The sequence below is a fragment of the Pusillimonas sp. genome (assembly GCF_035515275.1).
Classification (GTDB): Bacteria; Pseudomonadota; Gammaproteobacteria; order Burkholderiales; family Burkholderiaceae_B; genus Pusillimonas.
On the sequence record NZ_DATJBQ010000121.1, the window covers coordinates 1 to 15,877 of the forward strand.

The 15,877-nt window shown below is 58.7% G+C and carries 15 protein-coding genes; 8 read left to right on the forward strand and 7 right to left on the reverse strand.

Translation table 11 applies throughout. From position 1 onward, the window contains the following. Nucleotides 1–486: AsmA family protein (locus VL003_RS08805; RefSeq protein ID WP_325441607.1), on the reverse strand; the 486-nt coding region annotated here is incomplete at its 3' end. 176 nt (nt 487–662) lie between these two features. Beyond that, complete coding sequence (locus VL003_RS08810) at nt 663–1,214, reverse strand: DNA-3-methyladenine glycosylase (RefSeq protein WP_325441610.1); 552 nt, start codon at nt 1,212–1,214, stop codon at nt 663–665. A 240-nt stretch (nt 1,215–1,454) separates the two neighbouring features. On the opposite strand from VL003_RS08810, the gene VL003_RS08815 reads away from it, so the two are divergent. After that, nucleotides 1,455–1,664: a cold-shock protein gene (locus tag VL003_RS08815; RefSeq protein ID WP_325441612.1), complete on the forward strand. Its 210-nt coding sequence runs from the start codon at nt 1,455–1,457 to the stop codon at nt 1,662–1,664. A 100-nt stretch (nt 1,665–1,764) separates the two neighbouring features. Here VL003_RS08815 and VL003_RS08820 read toward each other — a convergent pair whose 3' ends face one another. Further along, on the reverse strand, nt 1,765–2,811 hold the full coding sequence (locus VL003_RS08820; protein WP_325441614.1) for an adenosine deaminase: 1,047 nt from the start codon (nt 2,809–2,811) through the stop codon (nt 1,765–1,767). 7 nt (nt 2,812–2,818) lie between these two features. Then, a complete protein-coding gene (locus VL003_RS08825; protein ID WP_325441616.1) occupies nt 2,819–3,193 on the reverse strand; it encodes a DUF423 domain-containing protein in 375 nt (124 codons plus the stop codon). A 166-nt stretch (nt 3,194–3,359) separates the two neighbouring features. On the opposite strand from VL003_RS08825, the gene VL003_RS08830 reads away from it, so the two are divergent. The 7 genes from VL003_RS08830 (at nt 3,360) to VL003_RS08860 (ending at nt 12,652) form a co-directional block, all read left to right on the forward strand. Next, a complete protein-coding gene (locus tag VL003_RS08830; protein ID WP_325441618.1) occupies nt 3,360–4,997 on the forward strand; it encodes an isovaleryl-CoA dehydrogenase in 1,638 nt (545 codons plus the stop codon). Between the two features lie 66 nt (nt 4,998–5,063). Beyond that, nucleotides 5,064–5,672 carry a thermonuclease family protein gene (locus tag VL003_RS08835; RefSeq protein ID WP_325441620.1) on the forward strand — a complete coding sequence of 203 codons (609 nt, stop codon included), beginning with the start codon at nt 5,064–5,066 and terminating at the stop codon, nt 5,670–5,672. A gap of 2 nt (nt 5,673–5,674) precedes the next feature. Next, entirely contained in the window at nt 5,675–7,906 is a 2,232-nt protein-coding gene (locus tag VL003_RS08840) for an ABC transporter substrate-binding protein (RefSeq protein WP_325441622.1), read from the forward strand. Beyond that, a complete protein-coding gene (locus VL003_RS08845) occupies nt 7,903–8,880 on the forward strand; it encodes an ABC transporter permease (protein WP_325441624.1) in 978 nt (325 codons plus the stop codon). Before VL003_RS08840 ends, VL003_RS08845 begins: the two co-directional genes overlap by 4 nt. 4 nt (nt 8,881–8,884) lie before the next feature. Beyond that, the gene (locus VL003_RS08850; RefSeq protein WP_325441626.1) at nt 8,885–10,357 is read left to right on the forward strand and encodes an ABC transporter permease; all 1,473 of its coding nucleotides are present in this window, start codon (nt 8,885–8,887) and stop codon (nt 10,355–10,357) included. After that, nucleotides 10,354–12,057 carry an ABC transporter ATP-binding protein gene (locus VL003_RS08855; protein WP_325441628.1) on the forward strand — a complete coding sequence of 568 codons (1,704 nt, stop codon included), beginning with the start codon at nt 10,354–10,356 and terminating at the stop codon, nt 12,055–12,057. The genes VL003_RS08850 and VL003_RS08855 overlap by 4 nt, the downstream gene beginning before the upstream one ends. 118 nt (nt 12,058–12,175) lie before the next feature. Next, complete coding sequence (locus tag VL003_RS08860; RefSeq protein WP_325441630.1) at nt 12,176–12,652, forward strand: DUF1178 family protein; 477 nt, start codon at nt 12,176–12,178, stop codon at nt 12,650–12,652. A 91-nt stretch (nt 12,653–12,743) separates the two neighbouring features. Here the strand turns inward: VL003_RS08860 and efp are convergent, their stop codons facing one another. From efp to VL003_RS08875, 3 genes are all read right to left on the reverse strand, one after another. Next, on the reverse strand, nt 12,744–13,301 hold the full coding sequence (gene efp, locus VL003_RS08865; protein ID WP_325441632.1) for an elongation factor P: 558 nt from the start codon (nt 13,299–13,301) through the stop codon (nt 12,744–12,746). A 78-nt stretch (nt 13,302–13,379) separates the two neighbouring features. Then, nucleotides 13,380–14,528 carry an elongation factor P maturation arginine rhamnosyltransferase EarP gene (gene earP / locus VL003_RS08870; RefSeq protein WP_325441634.1) on the reverse strand — a complete coding sequence of 383 codons (1,149 nt, stop codon included), beginning with the start codon at nt 14,526–14,528 and terminating at the stop codon, nt 13,380–13,382. A gap of 18 nt (nt 14,529–14,546) precedes the next feature. Continuing rightward, nucleotides 14,547–15,758 carry a DUF2863 family protein gene (locus tag VL003_RS08875; protein WP_325441636.1) on the reverse strand — a complete coding sequence of 404 codons (1,212 nt, stop codon included), beginning with the start codon at nt 15,756–15,758 and terminating at the stop codon, nt 14,547–14,549. Between the last annotated feature and the right edge of the window lie 119 nt (nt 15,759–15,877).

Genomic DNA, 15,877 nt, shown 5'->3' on the forward strand with positions numbered 1-15,877 from the left:
CCTTAGCACGACGAATTGCCATTTGGCCGAACCCGGTTCGTTGGCCGGCTCTTCGGTCAGCGTCCAGTTACGGGCACCCGATTCAGTGCGAAGCAGGTTCAGATCAGCATCTCGCAGTTCCAGGCTGGCCACGCGAATGACATTTCCAAACAAGGCTACGGGGTCGACCAGCAACGTCAGCTCGCCGGCATGCCCCATATCTTGCTCGTCGGTGCCCCACGACGGTTGGCCGACCCGAACATCGCGGGCGGTAATTTCAGGCCAGGGCAACCAGCCTTTCCATCCTGACCGCTCCACAGGTCGCTTCCAGTGCACCGTAAGGTCGCCTTCAATGGCGACTGGCCGATGGGTCAGTTCGCTAAGTTGGCGCCCCGCCCAGGGGCGAGCGTGATTCCAGTTGAAGGTCGCCAGCAACGTGATGGCCAGAGCAACGATCACCACCACACCTAAAACAATGCCGAGCAGAATCTTCGCGTAGCGGGCCATGAGTGTCCTCCGGTCGTCTGCGTCCTGCTATGTGGGCACTGATGCGCAGTTACGAATCAGCGGTCAAGAGGCTGGCAAGCATATTTCGGGCCTATGCCGGAAGGGCGCATGAACTCGCGTCGGCCCGACAGGCCTGGGGTTCAACGTTTGAACCCGAGGTCGGCACGGCGTGGGTGCTACTTGCGAGAGACATAGGGGCTGCCCGCGATATAAAAACGCAAGGGCTTGTCGGCCCACTCTTTCGCGTACGAGACCCCTATACGGGGTCTTTCGGTGATAATCAGCGGCTCGGGGCAGGCGGGCTGCAGCAGGTGCAGTGTTTCGCTGCATAGGTCGTGCCCGTAGTGGCGCAGGTCGATGCCCATGGCGCGTGTCAGCAAGCCGGGTCCGCGCGTGTTTCCGTCTACGTTTTCAATAGGCTCGACAGCGCGCAACAGAACGCCGGTGCCGCTACCTTCGCCCTCAGTGACCACGTTCATGCAGTGGTGAATGCCGTAAATAAGGTACACATAGGCGTGACCGGGGGGGCCGAACATTGCGCGGGTGCGTTGCGTAAGACCCTTTGAAGAGTGGGCGGCCAGGTCAGTGGGCCCCAGGTAAGCTTCGACCTCAACGATGCGGGCCATGCGGGGCAGCCCCTGCACCTGGTGCACCAGCACTTTTCCAAGTAAATCTCGCGCCACGGTCACAGTGTCGCGGTTATAGAAGTTTCGATCCAGTTTGGGCATGGTTTTGTGACATTAAGCTATAGGGGGCGAGCAAATACACAACTTGTCGCAAAAGATCGCCTTAGCCAGTAAATATTTCTTGACTTGACATTTGTGGGCCGCTAATATCTAGCGGTAGATTTTCAAGTTCGTTGTAGTTTGTCCAATCCAGTACCAAAAACAGTACTTTTTTGCTCCATCTCTACCCTTGATAGTCTGTTCCCGGGCGTGTCTCGCCCACAATTTTTAGGGGTTGCAAAAATGCAAACTGAAACTGGTATTGTAAAGTGGTTCAACAACGAAAAAGGCTACGGCTTCATCAAGCCTGAAAACGGCGGCAAAGATCTCTTCGCTCATCACACCGACATCATGGGCTCGGGCTTCAAAACCCTCGAAGAGAACCAGCGCGTATCGTACGTTTCGGCCGAAGGCCAAAAAGGTCCTCAGGCCAAGTCGATCCAGGCCATCTAAGCTCGTATCGTCTTTCAGCCACTGACTAGTCGGTGGCTGATCGTAAAAAACCCCATCTGCACAGATGGGGTTTTTTTTGGTCTTTGTTTTTGGGTTTCTGTTAAGAATTACGCAGATACTCGTCGAGGCGGTCAAACAGCTTCTGTTTTTCTGTGTCGGGAAGAAACGACGCTGTGATGCTGTTGCGTGCCAGCGCAGCGAGTTCATTGCGCCCAAGCGACAAAGCCTGCGCCATAGCCAGATAATTGTCGGCCAGATAGCCGCCAAAGTAGGCTGGGTCGTCTGAATTGACAGTAACGCACAAGCCGCCGCGCAGCATTCGGGCCAGGTTGTGTTGATCGAGCTGGTCGACCACACGAAGTTTCAGGTTGGACAGCGGGCAAACCGTAAGCGGCATTTGCGTGTCAATTAGCCGCTGCATTAGTTGCGGGTCTTCTTCGCTTCGTACGCCATGGTCTATGCGTTGTACCTTGAGCAGGTCAAGGGCGTCGCGCACGTACTCGGGAGGGCCTTCTTCGCCGGCGTGGGCGACCAGACGAAAGCCCAGCTCGCGGCATTTGGCGTAGACGCGCTGGAATTTTTCGGGTGGGTTGCCGCGCTCGGCAGAGTCAAGGCCTACCGCAACCCACAGGTCGGCGTACTGTTCGCGCAGGGGCAGGGCCTGCTCCAGCACTTCGAACGCCTCGTCTTCGCTAAGGTGGCGCAGGAAACTTAATATAAGGTAGCTGCTTAACCCCCATTGATCATGGGCCTGGCGCATGGCACTTGCCAGGCCGGCGAACACGGTGTCTATGGCAATACCTCGGGACGTGTGCGTTTGTGGATCAAACATGATCTCGACGTGACACGCCCCATCGTTGTGCGCACGCTGCAGGTAGGCAAGCGTCATGTCGTGGAAATCGCGCTCGGTGATCAACACGCCGGCACCGGCGTAGTAAAGGTCGAGAAACGATTGCAGGTCGGTAAACGCGTAGGCTTCGCGCAAGGCCTGTTGCGAGGGGTAGGCCAGCTTGATGCCGTTGCGCTGCGCCAGCTCGAAGATCATGTCCGGTTCGAGCGTGCCCTCGATGTGCAGATGTAGTTCGGTTTTGGGCAGTCCAATGACAAAGCTGCGCAAGGCCTGATCAGTTGTAGATGTAGTGTTCATGGCGATATCAGGAATGACGGTAGGCGGCCAGTGCCACCAGCGCCCAGGCAATGATAAATGCGGTGCCGCCGACAGGCGTAACAGCGCCCAGCCATTTGGTGCCCGAAAGGGCCAGCACATAAAGGCTGCCGCTGAACAAAATAATGCCGGCAAACATTAGGGCTCCCGCCCAATCAAGCAGGGCAGAGCCGAAGCGTGCGCCTAGCGCCGCTACCGCCAGCATCCCCAGGCCGTGTATCAATTGATACAGCACGGCGGTTTGCCACACTTGCAGCATGTCGGGTGAAAGCATGCGCTTGAGGCCATGGGCGCCGAAAGCGCCTGCGCCCACGCCCACCAGCAGGCACAGCGACGCTGTAATGACGAGGTAACGATCACTCATTGAAAAACCCTTTGTTGGTTCAGGCATCATCGGTGTGCTCGCCTTGCCGAAGGATGGCGTGCTGGCGATACTATGACTGATAGCCCGCGCTTTGTCGAAATCGTCTGAAGTTTTAACATGGAAGGGCGGATAGCGCCGCGCCTGCCTTGTTGCTCCGGAGAACGCCATGAAATGGTCTACGCACGAAGTCGAGAACCAGGTGCCCGAATTGGCCGAATACAACCTGTATCAGGCCGACACGGCGCTGCAAAAAGGCGTCGCGCGCGAGGGTGCATTAGCCCACGAGCCCTCGCTAATAGAGTATGGCGCGTGGCTCGGAACGCCCGAAGCCGCTTACCTGGCCAGGCTGGCCAACACGCAAGGGCCTCAGGCCGAGCGTTTCGATACGCGCGGCTTCAGGGTCGACCGAGTGCATTTTCATCCGGCCTGGCATGTGTTCATGAAGAAAGCATTTGCCCAAGGCATGCATTGCAGTGCCTGGCCGCCCACCACGCCCGGCGCCCAGGTGGCGCGTGCCGCGTCGTACCTGCTGCACGGTCAGATCGAGGCGGGCACACTTTGCCCGCTAACCATGACTTCGGCGGCCATACCCGTGCTGGGTCGCGAGACCCTGTACGACACTTTGCGTCCGCTTCTGCTTTCGCGCGACTACGATTCGTCCGACCAACCACTGGAGGGAAAAAGCGCCATGTTGGTGGGCATGGGTCTGACCGAAAAGCAAGGCGGTTCCGACCTGCGTGCCATCACCACCCGCGCCCGGCCACTGGGGGTCGGCGGACGCGGCAATGAGTACTCGCTCATCGGCCACAAATGGTTCTTTTCTGTTCCCACATCTGACGCTCATCTTGTGCTCGCCCTTCACGAAGAGCAGCATTCGTGTTTTTATGTGCCGCGCTATCAGCCCGATGGCAGCCGGAACCGTGTACATATTGAAAGGCTCAAGAACAAATTGGGCAACCAGTCTAATGCCAGTGCCGAAGTCGAGTTCGTCGAGGCTTACGGGGTGCTGGTGGGTGAGCCCGGCCGGGGCATAGCAACCCTGGTCGAAATGGCCGCGAACACCCGGCTTGATTGTGTGCTGGGCAGCACGGCGCTCATGCGCCAGGCGCTGGTTCAGGCTTTGCACCATGCCACGCACCGGCGGGCATTCGGCAAGACGCTTATTGCCCAGCCGCTGATGCGAGCCGTGCTGGCCGATCTCGCCCTGGAAAGCGAGGCGGCCACGACCCTGGCCCTGAGGCTGGCGCGGGCCTTCGACGGCAATAAGCCGCTGGAACACGCCTTCCGCCGCATTGTCACGCCCGCCGCCAAGTTCTGGATCTGCAAGCGGGCGGTCGGCCTTATTGGCGAATGCATGGAGGTCCTGGGCGGCAACGGCTATATCGAAGACGGCCCCATGCCGCGCTTGTTCCGCGAGGCGCCGGTCAACGCCATTTGGGAGGGTTCCGGCAATGTCATGTGCCTGGACGTGCTGCGAGGCGTGCAACGCGAGCCCGAGCTGGCTGGTGTGCTGCTTGATGCGTTGGTCAGCGAAAGTGCAGACGAACCCGTGCTGTCGCAACGAGTCGAAAACCTGGCCGCACTTTTTTCTGCCAGCCAAGCCACTTTGCAAACGAATGCCCGTTATATTTCACAGTGGCTGATACTGCTGATTCAGGCCAATTTGTTGCGTCGCCACGCGCCGGTCGCGGTCGCTGATGCGTTCATCAGATCGCGCTTTGTCGAGCAGGCCTTCGGCCTTTACGGAGTTGCCGGGCACGCCGAACTGGACACGGTACTTCTTCAGCGGGCCTGGTATGAATAGTGAGAGCCAAGCAATTTGTTTATGATGCCAGCTGTGACACCATAAAGCAGGGGCGGGAACCGCAACGTGCCAAGAATAACTTCAAGCAGAAAACCAGGCTGGACGCTGGGCCGCCGTGTGGCGGGCCTTGTAACGGCTGTAGTACTGGCAGTAGTGCTCTGGCATCAAGATCATCCGCTTGTTCTTGATGCTGCGGCCTCTTCGCACGATTATGCATTTCAGCTTAGTGGCAAGGTCGTGCAGGTTGCCGATGGCGACACCTTCACGCTGCTGGTCGGGCAGCGCCGCGAACGCATCCGCATGGCCAGCATTGATGCACCGGAAATCACCAAAGACAAACAGCGGCCCGGCCAGCACATGGCCCAGGCCTCGCGCAAGGCGCTGGCCGATCTTATCGCCGGCAAGCAGCTTGTCCTGCACTGCTACGAGCGCGACCATTACGACCGCAGCATCTGCGACGTACCATTAAGCGACGGCAGCACTGCCAACCAGCACCAGGTCAGCCAAGGTATGGCATGGGCCAATATGGAAGGCCGCGGCAGATTCATGCGCGACCCCCTGTTGCCCAGCCTGCAAGAGCAGGCCCGAAAGGCGCACAAGGGGCTGTGGAATCAGGCCGGGCAGGTGCCGCCTTGGGAATGGCGTTACCAATGCTGGAAGCAGGCGCAGTGTTAAGCATGCGTCACTATCAAACCCCTTCAGCGCGCTTGGCGGGCCTGTTTCTGTTTGCGCTTTTTGCACTCTTGCTGGCAGGCTGCTCAGAAGCGCCGGTAAATAGCCCTTATGTGCGCGGGGCCGAAGCCGAAAACGTCTTGTACACCGCGTTTTCGCAGCGCTCGCCCAAGTATCTGGACCCTGCAAGCTCTTATTCGGCCGACGAAACGCCTTTCACGTATTCCATCTACGAGCCCTTGTACGGCTATGAGTACCTTAAGCGCCCTTACGAGTTGCTTCCTCGTGCTGCCGATGCGATTAGTCGGCCCACCTACTACGACACGCAAGGGCAAATGCTGCCCGATGACGCGCCGGGCGAATCGATTGCGCTAAGCGTTTACGACATACGCTTAAAGCCTGGCATTCTGTTTCAACCGCATCCGGCCTTTGCCAAGGATGCGTCAGACAACCCTGTCTACTGGCCGATTACCGCCGCGCAGCTCCAAGATAAGCACGCAATAACCGACTTTGCCCTTACCGGCACGCGCGAACTTACCGCTCATGACTATGTGTATGCTATTCGGCGTCTGGCCAGCCCACGCGTGGTTTCGCCTATTTACGGCGTCATGGCTGAACATATCGTGGGGCTCGGGGAATACGGCGAACGCCTGCGCGAGGTGCAGCGTCAACGCGAAAGCCAGGGCGATGACAGCTGGCTTGATTTGCGTGAATATGAGTTTGAAGGCGTTCAGGCGCTCAACAACCATACCTTGCGCATCAAGGTCAAGGGCAAGTATCCGCAGTTCAAATATTGGCTGGCCATGACCTTCATGGCACCGATTCCCTGGGAAGCCGAGCGGTTTTACCACCAGCCCGGCATGGCTCAGCAGAATTTGTCGCTGAACACCTGGCCGGTCGGTACGGGGCCTTACATGCTGACCGAATCCATACAGAATCGGCGGCACGTATTGTCGCGCAATCCTAATTTCCGGGGCGAGCTGTATCCGTGCAGCGGGGAGCAGGGCGATGCGCAGGCCGGGTTGCTTGCCGACTGCGGCAAGCAAACCCCCTTCATCGACAAGATCGTGTTCTCGATCGAGAAAGAAAGCGTACCCCTGATGGGCAAATTCCTGCAGGGCTATTACGACGTTCCCGAGGCCGACGACTCGCGCTACGGTGTTGCGATGCAGGTCGCGGCAGGTGATTCGCCTGAAAAAGCCGAGCTCTACCGCGACCGGGGGTTGCAGCTACTTACGTCCACCGAGGCCCAGATCTACTATCTGGGTTTCAATTGGCTGGACCCGGTGGTGGGGGGCGGCGACACGCCCGAACAGGCCGAGAAGAACCGCAAATTGCGTCAGGCGGTTAGTATTGCCTTTGACTGGGAGCAATACATACAAATATTCCTGAATGACCAGGGCGAGGTGGCCCACGGCCCCGTGCCACCCAATATTCCAGGCCATCAGGCGCTACCGCAGGGCCTGAATCATTCGGTCTTTACGCTGAAAGACGGCAGGGCGGTACGTCGTCCCCTGGATGAGGCCAAACGCTTGCTGGCCGAGGCCGGCTACCCGGATGGACGGCACGCCGACACCGGACAGCCGCTGATTCTGCATTTCGATTCGTCGGGCGGTATGGGGTCAAACGCCACGGTCGACTGGATGCGTCGTCAGCTCAAGGGCCTGAATGTCGAGCTTGAAGTGCGGGCCACCGACTACAACCGGTTTCAAGACAAAATGCGCCAGGGTTCGGCACAGATGTTCATGTGGGGTTGGGTGGCCGACTACCCCGATCCCGAGAACTTTCTATTCTTGCTGTATGGTCCAAATGCCAAGGCTCTGCACGGCGGCGAAAACGCCTCAAACTACCACAACCCCGAGTTTGACCGATTGTTCGAAGCCATGCGGTTCTTGGATGATGGGCCCCGTAAAGATGCTCTGGTACACCAAATGGTGGCTGTTGTGCAGCGAGATACGCCCTGGATGTTCGGCATCAACCCAAAGTCGGGCGGGGCTTTCCAGTCATGGGTAACCAATGCCAAGCCCACCCAGATGGTGCGCAACACATTGCAGTATCTGCGCATTGACCCGGTTCAACGGGCTGACAGTATCGAATCCTGGAACTCGCCCATCTGGTGGCCCTTGTGGGTATTGTCGGCGGCCGTCTTGTTTGGCATTTACCCCACGGTGCGCCTTGTCAGGCGGCGTGAGCGGGCCACCGCGTTTGCCGACGATTCCCGGCGGGGGCAGCCATGACGTCCTATGTGTTGCGTCGGTTGGTGTATGGCTTTTTCGTTCTGCTGGGGGTGAACCTCCTTACCTTCGTGCTGTTTTTCGCCGTGAACACCCCCGACGACATGGCGCGCATGGCCATAGGCGGGCAGCGCGTCAGCCCCGAGGCCATTGAAAAATGGAAGATCGAACGCGGCTACGACAAACCCTTATTCATCAACACCCAAGCGCAGGGGGTTTCTCAGTTGACCGAGACCATCTTTTTTGAGCGATCCGCGCCTTTGCTTGTGTTTGATTTTGGTTTTTCAGACGGGGGACGCAGCATCGGTTACGAGATACGCGAACGCATGGGGCCCAGCCTGGCGTTGGCTGTACCCACGTTTATTTTCGGCTTGTGGGTCTGTATCTCGTTCGCGCTGTTGTTGGTGTTTTTCAGAAACACGCCGCTGGATTTTGCCGGAGTGGTGCTGTGCGTGTTGCTGCTTTCGATTTCTGGCTTGTTCTACATTATTGCCGGCCAGTGGATGTTTGCGAAAGTTCTGCGTTGGGTTCCGTATTCGGGTTACACCGAAGGCTGGAGCAGCCTGCGCTTTTTGATATTGCCGGTGCTGGTGGGAATTCTCTCGCGCCTGGGCGCGGAGTCTCGCTTTTATCGCACCCTGTTCCTTGAAGAGATCAACAAAGACTACGTTCGTACGGCAAGGGCCAAGGGGCTTACCGAGCGTGTGGTGCTGTTTCGTCATGTATTGCGCAATGCGATGCTGCCCATTCTGACCGGGGCGGTGTCCGCCATCCCCTTGCTTTTCATGGGCAGCCTTATTTCCGAGTCGTTCTTTGGCATACCGGGGCTGGGCAGCTACACCATTGATGCCATCAACGCGCAAGATTTTTCCATCGTTCGGGCCATGGTGTTTCTGGGTTCGGCCTTATATATTGTGGGCCTGATCCTGGCCGATATCTCGTACACGGTGTTCGACCCCCGTGTCCGCTTCGAGTAGCGCCATGCCCAAGTTCATATTCCTCTGGACTGATCTCTTTATGTACTGCCTGGTCGCCGGCATATTTTTGTATGGCTGGCGGGTGGCCCGGGTTCCGGCACTGCGTCGGGCCTGGAGCAGTGTGGCACGCACGGGGTCGGCCATGTGTGCCGCCCTGGTTCTGGCCGGTTTTGTGTTGATCGGCCTACTCGATTCCATTCACTACCGGCCCACCTTGCCGCCCGCTCTGGGGCAGCCCGCTACCGAAGCCGTGTATTCGCCTGTGGTGCGCTCGGCGCTGGACGATATGCTGAGCTGGTCGCGAATGAGCAGTCCCGAAGCCACTTATTCGGCGCCGCTGGCCCTGCGTCAATTCACCAAAGAAACCCAAGTCATCAATGGCCGGGCGGTGCGCGATTACCCTCGTTTGAAGCATGCGGGGCTATCGCTGGACGACGAAGGGGATCATCGGCGCGACGTGCTGGGCCGCATCGCCGCAGGGCTCGCCCTGGCAGTCTTGATCAGCGCGCTTGCTGCCGGGCTGCTTACCGTCTGGCGACTGAAGGGTGCCGGGGGTTCGCTGCGCCGGGCCTGTGTCGGCTGGTGGCGCAGTGAATCCGGTGTGCCCTGGCGCGCCATGTGGATCACATTCAGCTTGATGATGCTTGTAGTGTGTGTGGCCGGGGCGCTGGCGTCCGACTACCATGTACTGGGCACCGACCGCACCGGCAACGACGTACTGTGGCAAGCGCTTAAAAGCGTCCGAACGGCCCTGGTAATCGGCACGTTGACGACGCTGGCCATGCTGCCACCGGCGCTGTTGTTTGGCATTTCGGCGGGTTATTTCAAGGGCCGGGTCGACGACGTCATTCAATACGTCTACACCACGCTTACTTCCATACCGGGGGTGTTGCTGATCGCCGCGTGTGTGCTGATGATGCAGGTCTACATCGATACCAATCCCCACTTGTTCCCCACCGTCGCGGCGCGCGCCGACCTGCGCCTGTTCCTGCTTTGCCTGATTTTGGGCCTGACCGGCTGGGCCGGACTGTGCCGCTTGCTGCGGGCAGAAACGCTCAAGCTGCGTGAGCTGGAATACGTTCAGGCTGCGCGCGCCTTCGGGGTCAGTCATTGGCGCATCATGACCCGGCACCTGTTGCCCAATCTGATGCACATTGTGCTGATCACCATGGTGCTCGAGTTTTCAGGCCTGGTTTTGTACGAGGCTGTTCTGTCCTACCTGGGCATCGGAGTCGACCCGGCCACGCCGTCGTTCGGCACCATGATCGACTCTTCGCGCATGGAAATGTCGCGTGATCCGATGGTGTGGTGGAATTTGCTGGCCGCCTTTTTATTCATGTTGGCCCTGGTGCTGTCGGCCAACATTTTCGCTGATGCCGTCCAGGCGGCGTTCGATCCGCGCACGCGCCGGTTCAAGGTTCGTCTCAAGCCGCGCGAACCAGGCGGGGCTGCGAGCACCGGCGGGGGAAATGCATGAGCTCTCGCGTCGAGTCTGCGTCTGCAGCCGGGGCCGCAACCGGCCCGAAAGTGTTGACCGTTAACGAGCTGTGCGTCGAGATACAGAATGACGAAGGCGCCATGGTGGCGGTCAGCCGCTTGTCGCTTGCCCTGCAGAAGGGCCAGATCTTTGCTTTGGTGGGTGAATCAGGTTGTGGAAAAAGCATGACCGCCCTGGCGTTATTGCGGTTGCTGCCCGATGCCGGTCGAATGACCCACGGCGACATACTGCTCGACGGCGTTGATCTGGGCCGTTTGCCCGAATCAGGCATGCGCGCGGTGCGGGGAGGCAAGATCGGCATCATATTCCAGGAGCCCTCCACCAGCCTGAACCCCGTATTGACCGTGGGCCGGCAAATTATCGAAACCTTGCATGCGCATACACCGCATCGAGGGGCGGCCGCTCGCCGCAAGGCCGCGCAATGGCTGGAGCGTGTCGGAATCGAAGACGCAGAGCGCCGGTTAAGCGACTACCCTTTTCAGTTTTCGGGAGGGCAAAAACAGCGTGTCATGATAGCCATCGCCCTGGCGGCCGAGCCGCAGGTGCTGATCGCCGACGAACCCACTACGGCGCTGGACGTAACGGTACAGGCTCAAATACTTGAGCTGCTGTCAGAGATTCAGAAAGAAATGGGCCTGGCCATATTGTTGATCACGCACGATCTGGCCATTGTCAAAAAAGTGGCCGACCACGTCGCGCTGATGCGGCACGGCAAGATCGTTGAAACCGGATCGGCTCCGCAGTTTTTCAGCTCGCCTCGTCATCCGTACGCCCGCCAGTTGCTGGCCGCCATTCCTTCGTACGAGAAGCGAGGCAAACCTTTAACTGTTGTCGACGGGGAATCTTCGGCGTTGAGCTCTCCCGAACCGGCCCCGCGGGTCGCTGCCGACCCGGTGCTGAGCGTGCGTGATCTATGCGTCAGCTATCGAGCACGAGGCGGGCTGTTCAGCCGCAAGCCCGAGGCTCAAATAGTCAGCGGCTTTTCGCTTGATCTTCAAGCGGGCGAAACCCTTGCTTTGCTGGGCGAGTCGGGTTGCGGCAAGACCACGGCGGCCAAGGCTTTGTTGCGGCTGCTGGACAAGCAGGCCCGCGTAACTGGAAGCGTCTCGCTGCACGGCACGTCTGTTCTGGAGGCGGGGCGCGCGGCGCTGAGGCAGATCCGAAGCGACATACAGATCGTATTTCAGGATCCGTACGCGTCGCTCGACCCCCGCATGCAGGTGGGCGATATTCTTGAAGAAGGCGTAGCCGCCTTGCGACCTGATCTTTCCCGCCAAATGCGTCGCCTGCGGGTGTTGCAACTGCTCGATCGGGTGGGTTTGCCCTCGGGTACTGTAGATCGTTATCCGCACGAGTTTTCGGGGGGGCAAAGACAGCGCATTGCCATTGCGCGGGCGCTGGCGGTAGCGCCCAAGGTGCTGGTGTGCGACGAGCCCACCTCGGCCCTGGACGTCTCCGTGCAGGCTCAGCTGCTCGAGCTGTTACAGCAGCTTCAGCGCGATACTGCCATGGCCTATCTTTTCATCACCCATAATTTTGGGGTGGTTGAATACCTGTCTGACCGTATCGCCGTCATGCATGGCGGGCGCATCGTCGAAATGGGTGAAACAGGCAAGGTTCTACACCAGCCTGCGCACGAACAGACCCGTCGTCTGTTGGCCGCGGTACCTCGAATGTAGAGCGTCCGGCGGCTGTATGGGCGTCGGGTGTCGCCACCCGCCCGATAAGGGGTAGGCGGTAGACCGCCTATAATTGAAATACCATTGCAATGTACGCATTGGCCCCCACATTCATATCATGTCATTAAAAGTATTTGATCTTCAATGCAGTTCGGGCCATGTCTTCGAGGGCTGGTTCGGCTCTGCCAACGACTACGACAACCAGCGCGAGCGGGGCATTCTTACGTGTCCGGTGTGCAATAGCCGTGAGATCAATAAAATGCTGTCGGCGCCCCGCCTGAACATGGGCAAAGGGCAACCCGCAGTGACAGCATCGCAGGCCCAGGCGCCTCAGCCGGTGCTGGGCGACCAGCGCCATTCGCCCCATCTGGCTGAAATCCAGGCACAAGTGCTTAAACATATGCGCGAAATGGTACGCAACTCTGAAAACGTGGGCGATCGATTTGCCAGCGAGGCTCGGCGCATGCACGAGGGCGAGATCGAGCCTCGCTCCATTCGTGGGTCCACCACCGAGCACGAGCGCGAAGAATTGGCTCGCGACGGCATTGCCGTAATGCCCATACCCGATTTTCTTGACGACGACCGCATGCAGTAAACGCGCGGCACCTTTGCACGCGCCTGGCCTGCTTTGCAAGCATGCAAAAAAATAGCGCCAGCTTGTGGCGCTATTTTTACAAACCGACCGCTTACATGACGCGGCTGCGGTACTCGCCTGTACGGGTGTCGATCTCGATTTTGTCGCCGATGGTGCAGAACAGCGGAACGCTGATTTCTTTGCCGGTATTGATGGTGGCGGGCTTGAGCACCTTGCCCGAAGTGTCGCCCTTGACGGCGGGTTCGGTGTAGGTGATTTCGCGAACGATAATGGTCGGCAACTCGACCGAGATGGCACGGCCTTCGTAGAAGACGACCTCTACGGTCATGCCTTCTTCGAGGTAGTCGAGCGCATCGCCCATGCTGTCGGCCTCGACTTCGTACTGGTTGTACTCTTCATCCATGAATACATACATGGGCTCGGCAAAGTACGAGTAGGTGCACTCTTTATGCTCAAGAACGACCACCCCGAATTTCTCGTCGGCCTTGTATACCGACTCGCTGCCCGAGCCGCTTAGCAAGTTCTTGAATTTGAGCTTGACCACGGCCGAGTTGCGGCCTGATTTGTTGTATTCGGCCTTTTGGACGACCAGAGGCTGGTCTCCGACCATGATGACGTTACCAACGCGCAGTTCTTGTGCGGTTTTCATCTTTGAAAAAAACTCCGGAAAAATGGATGCTCCAGATTGATCAACCGGGCCGGAGCAGGACTTACAAAGCTTGCTATTTTAACCGGTGTCGGCCTTTTCCGCGCAGAAGGCCAGCAAACGCTCTGTCAGGCTTGTTTGAGCGGCCAATCGGCGCGCCAGTGAGGCGGTGTCGCAACGCCATGCCGACCAGGCTTCGGGCTGTAAGGCCTGCCTCAAGCTTTGTTCGGTGCCTGCCATGTCGCCCGTGTTCCAGTTTTGGAATACCGACTGAGTGATAGCGCCAAGCCTGGCCTGCTCTAGCCAGGCGCCGAGCTTGACCATATGGGTATCGTGCTCTTGCGGGTATATATGCCACACAAAGGGCTTTTCTGCCCAAACGGCGCGAAGCAAAGAGTCTTCGCCTCGTACGATGTTCAGGTCACTGCTCCAGAGCAGCCGGTCGAAATCATCCTGGTCGACAAAAGGGCTTTCGAAGACCTGCAGTTTGTCCGATTGCAGTGCCGTCATGTCAGGCAAGACACCTTGCGGAACAATCACTACCGAGGGTCGATCCGAGTGGGTCAGCGCTTGGGCCAATGCCTGTGCCGGAGCATGTCCGTAGCAAAACAGAAATACCTGGCGCCAGCCCGCTGCCAGCCTTTCCAGCAGTTTCTCGGGCATGCCCAGGCTGCGCAGCAGGCGCAGGCGTGATTCGGCATGCGCGAGCCATTGGGTCCGGTCAGCAGCCAATGCGGGTTCTCTTAGCAGGCCTCCCGTGGTTTCGGTAAAACCGGGAAAGAAGAAATGCTTCTGCAGGCCGTTTGCCTGAAGCGAAGGCAGTCCGTGGCAGCCCTCGATCCACTCTTCGGCACTGAGATACTCCAGGTTGATCCAGAGGCTTTGACGGTCATGCATACGCTCGATGAACGGTGCAGGTGGTACGCAGCCAAAGGCCTCAATGACTACGTCGTGAGGCAGGACATTCGGTGTGGAGCTCGTCCAGTGCACCAGTTCAATGTTGCGCAGTATCTGCCGGGAAGCACCGGTGTCGATGCTTTGTTCGATTCGGGCGAAGCTTGCCAGGTCGTCTACCCAGAGCCGTACTGGTCCGGAATGGGGATGATCCGCCAGTTGCTTGGCCAGCCGCCAGCAAACGCCAATATCGCCGTAGTTGTCGACGACCCGGCAAAAAATATCGAAACCGAAACCTGCTTTGATCATGGCTTGCCGGGCCAAGGTTTTGGCCATGTCGTGCCGCTGGACATGCTAGTGGAAGCTCAAGGGATTGACGTCGATCTCGTCAGGCAGTTCAGGGTGCTGCATTTCGCCCAGGGGGTCTGGAAAATACGGAGCGCCGCAGTCGTCGCAGAACTCGGGCCGAAACAGGCCCGGAAGCTGGCGTACATCGGTAATGCCTTGTTCTTTAAGCAAGGCCGCGATCTCTTCGGGAATACTTGTTCCATTAGTATCCAGAAGGTCGGCAACTGCTTCTTCCTTGCTAAGCACGGGCCAGATGCAGCCGTAAATCACATCGGCGCTCTGGCTGGTGCTGAAGCCGATGCGGTACTCTTCGACCGATGTTTCGCCACATGCAACGGTGGTGGCGCGAAGCTGGTTGCCTGGCAGGCCGGCCGCCGTCTGTAGCCAGGTTGCCGCCGCTTTCAGGGCAAGCGGGCGAATGCGCCGATCGGCTTCACGGCTGCTGATGTAATAGGCGTCGGGCTGAAGGTACTCGATGGTGCAGCCGGTAAACATGGCCTGCAACGCTTGCGAGCATGCGTCTTGCCAGCCCTGGAAGCATTGCTCGCGGCTTATGGTGGCCTCGGGTGCGCCTTCTTGCCAGCGAAACAGCGGCCCGCCTTTAGGAACGACTATGGCGCCGATAACGAAGCGCGCGTCGGCCAACATTCCGTCACTGAAAGGTGCCTGCTTCAACGGGCTATTTTCATTCTTTTGCTTGAGGGCTGCGCGGCCCAGACGCTGGGTCCATTCAAGGGTTTCATGAAACGAACGCGGCATCTGATCGAAGTTCAGCATTTCTGAAAGCAACGAAACCTGCGCGTCTCGGGCTACGATATGCGTATGCAAGTGTTCGGCCAGGGTGTCCAGCACAGGCCTCAGGTCGTACGAGCTGGGCAGTTGGTAACGGGTCCAGGCCACGATCGGGGCGCAAAACAGCAATACATCGTAGTCTTGCCCTTCATGCGTCAGCGTGGACGATTCCGAGTGCGTTTCCACCTGCTCGATAAGAATCTCGTAGGCCTCGGAATTGGCCGCCAGCAAATGATCAAGTGCCGTATCGATGGCATCGCTTTTTTTCTGGGTCAGCAACTTGACCAGCTGTGCCTGGAAAAGGCCCTCCCAGTATGCGTCTTCGAGCCTGCTGCCTGATCGGGCAAGTGATTCGGCCAAGACGACCAGGCGCTGTGCGTCGCGGGGCAGCCGGGTAGAGGGGGTGGAGCGGGTGTGAGTGGACATCTTCAGAAGCGATATATCAATACTGTAGTGTAACCCCGCCCGCCCGCTGGGGCCCCGAAAAGCGCCGGACCCAGGCCAGACGGCACCCATCGGGCTGAAGCGATACCTCGCCTTGGGGG

Coding starts and splice junctions, on each gene's coding strand:
- VL003_RS08820 (WP_325441614.1), bottom strand. CDS start 2,811: ATGAACACTACATCTACAACTGATCAGGCCTTGCGCAGCTTTGTCATT.
- VL003_RS08860 (WP_325441630.1), top strand. CDS start 12,176: ATGTCATTAAAAGTATTTGATCTTCAATGCAGTTCGGGCCATGTCTTC.
- efp (WP_325441632.1), bottom strand. CDS start 13,301: ATGAAAACCGCACAAGAACTGCGCGTTGGTAACGTCATCATGGTCGGA.
- VL003_RS08875 (WP_325441636.1), bottom strand. CDS start 15,758: ATGTCCACTCACACCCGCTCCACCCCCTCTACCCGGCTGCCCCGCGAC.
- earP (WP_325441634.1), bottom strand. CDS start 14,528: ATGGCCAAAACCTTGGCCCGGCAAGCCATGATCAAAGCAGGTTTCGGT.
- VL003_RS08825 (WP_325441616.1), bottom strand. CDS start 3,193: ATGAGTGATCGTTACCTCGTCATTACAGCGTCGCTGTGCCTGCTGGTG.
- VL003_RS08815 (WP_325441612.1), top strand. CDS start 1,455: ATGCAAACTGAAACTGGTATTGTAAAGTGGTTCAACAACGAAAAAGGC.
- VL003_RS08845 (WP_325441624.1), top strand. CDS start 7,903: ATGACGTCCTATGTGTTGCGTCGGTTGGTGTATGGCTTTTTCGTTCTG.
- VL003_RS08830 (WP_325441618.1), top strand. CDS start 3,360: ATGAAATGGTCTACGCACGAAGTCGAGAACCAGGTGCCCGAATTGGCC.
- VL003_RS08850 (WP_325441626.1), top strand. CDS start 8,885: ATGCCCAAGTTCATATTCCTCTGGACTGATCTCTTTATGTACTGCCTG.
- VL003_RS08810 (WP_325441610.1), bottom strand. CDS start 1,214: ATGCCCAAACTGGATCGAAACTTCTATAACCGCGACACTGTGACCGTG.
- VL003_RS08840 (WP_325441622.1), top strand. CDS start 5,675: ATGCGTCACTATCAAACCCCTTCAGCGCGCTTGGCGGGCCTGTTTCTG.
- VL003_RS08855 (WP_325441628.1), top strand. CDS start 10,354: ATGAGCTCTCGCGTCGAGTCTGCGTCTGCAGCCGGGGCCGCAACCGGC.